The sequence below is a fragment of the Niallia sp. Sow4_A1 genome (assembly GCF_052116745.1).
GTDB lineage: Bacteria > Bacillota > Bacilli > Bacillales > Cytobacillaceae > Niallia > Niallia hominis.
Map to the genome: position 1 here is coordinate 1 of NZ_JBQKKM010000119.1, position 1268 is coordinate 1268.

Below are 1268 nucleotides of genomic sequence, written 5' to 3' on the forward strand. Positions count from 1 at the left end.
CCGAGACCACTTTTAGGCAACACATGTTGTTCTTGTACTTTTAGCCATGACAAAAAAGAGTCTAGTATTGGTTTACTTTGCTCTAGACGTTGTTTATACCGTTCTTCCGGCTCTAATTCCTTTAACTTTCGCTCAATCGTGAAAAGTTGATTACAGAATTGGAGACCTTCGGTCGCAGCGACTGGTTTTATACTATTTGTAGGCAGTGCTTTTAAGACATCGGTAAAACCACGTCTGGCATGAGCCCAACAACCAACAAGTGTTACGTTTTCTACTTTATGATATCCGGCATAACCGTCGACTTGAAGAAAGCCTTTGAATTCCTTTAAGAAGTTCATTGGATTTTCTCCAGCTCTGGTTTCTTGATAATCATATAGTATGATGGGAGATCCCTCGACACCTGTACGGTATAGCCACAAATAGGATTTAGATGAAGCGGATCTACCTGGCTCTTGAAGCACTTGAAGAGTTGTCTCATCCGCACAAACAATGTCAAGCTTAACTAGGAGCTGATGCATCCGACTATATAGCTTGCTTAACCAACGATCTGCTCCGTACATCATCCAATTAGCCATCGTTTGACGAGATAATGTTATACCCAAACGATGTAGATGTTTTTCCTGTCTATATATAGGAAGTCCCTCTACATACTTTTGGCTCATGATATGTGCCAACATAGATGGAGATGCGAGACTTCCCGCAATGACTGGCTTCGGCATGGGCGCGGTTTGGATCGGCGTTTCAATGGCCTCCTGTTCACAATGGCGGCATGAATAAACATGGCGCACATGCTTCACCACTTTTACTTCAGCTGGGATATATTTTAATTCCTGACGGACTTCTGTACTCATTTCATGCAGGTTTCCACCGCAACACGAACAGACCTGCTCTTCATCGGATAAACGATAATCGATCGTTTCCACAGGCAGATTTTCTAACATCAACTGACGTTGGCCGCGTTTCTTCTTACGGCGGTAGGTGATGGTTTCTACGGTAGGTTCGGGTGATGCGAGGTCCGCTTCTTGTTCAACTTCATTAAAAAGAGTTAGTTCCAGTTGACCTGGAATGCCCTTTTCGCTAGATACACCAAAACGTTTAGACTGATGAAGGCGAAGCTGTTCTTGTAACCAACTAATCTTGGCTTCAGATTCACTTTTTTCCTTTTCTAGCTTCGCCTCTAAGTCTGCGTTTTTCTGTTCCAAGAGTTGAACGCGCTCGAGAAGTTCTTCAATTGTAGGAGTTGTGTTTGCTGTTTTCTTTGTCTTTTT

1 protein-coding gene is annotated in these 1268 nt (G+C 43.1%); it reads right to left on the reverse strand.

The features are described 5' to 3' along the window. On the reverse strand, positions 1-1232 hold a 1232-nt coding region (gene tnpC / locus ACTQ5K_RS25400; RefSeq protein WP_441994448.1), incomplete at its 3' end, for an IS66 family transposase. Between the last annotated feature and the right edge of the window lie 36 nt (positions 1233-1268).